The sequence below is a fragment of the Actinomadura napierensis genome (assembly GCF_039529375.1).
Taxonomy (GTDB): Bacteria; Actinomycetota; Actinomycetes; order Streptosporangiales; family Streptosporangiaceae; genus Spirillospora; species Spirillospora napierensis.
In genome coordinates this window covers 1-611 of sequence record NZ_BAAAMR010000352.1, presented here as the reverse complement: position 1 = coordinate 611, position 611 = coordinate 1, and the positions used below count along the sequence as shown (strand labels likewise).

Annotated in this window: 1 pseudogene; it reads left to right on the top strand. The window is 39.1% G+C overall.

Annotated elements, in window-relative coordinates:
* Window positions 1-611: pseudogene (locus tag ABD296_RS49875) on the top strand (hypothetical protein); the annotation flags it as partial.

Here is a 611-nt window from a genome sequence, read left to right as displayed (position 1 = left end):
CCAAGACTGAGCTTGAAAACAAAGGCTTGAACTTTGCTGGTAATAGCGGTGCAGATGTACATCGTAAACTTGGTGACAAGCTTAATATTGTAGGTGGTGCAGCTGCGTCAACTCCGGCGGCTAAAACCAGCGGTGAAAATATTATTACTCGCACAACTCAAGATGGTATTCAGATTGAACTGTTAAAAGACTCGAAGTTTGACAGTGTGACTACTGGCAACACCACCTTAAATACGAATGGTTTGACTATTAAAGAAGGCCCAAGCATTACCAAACAGGGCATTAATGCCGGCGGTAAGAAAATTACCAATGTAGCTGATGGTATCAATGCCAAAGATGCAGTAAATGTTGATCAGCTCACTAAAGTCAAAGAGAACTTAAATGGCAGAATCACTGATACCAATAATCAGTTAAATGATGCGAAAAAAGATTTAGGAAACCAGATCGCGGATACCAACAAGAATCTGAATGATGCCAAGAAAGACCTTGGTATCCAGATTACTGATACCAACACCAAGTTAAATACCACTAAAGATCAGTTAACAACTCAGATTAACGACACTAAAACTGAGTTAAACAACACGATTGGTAATACGAAAACTGAACTAAAT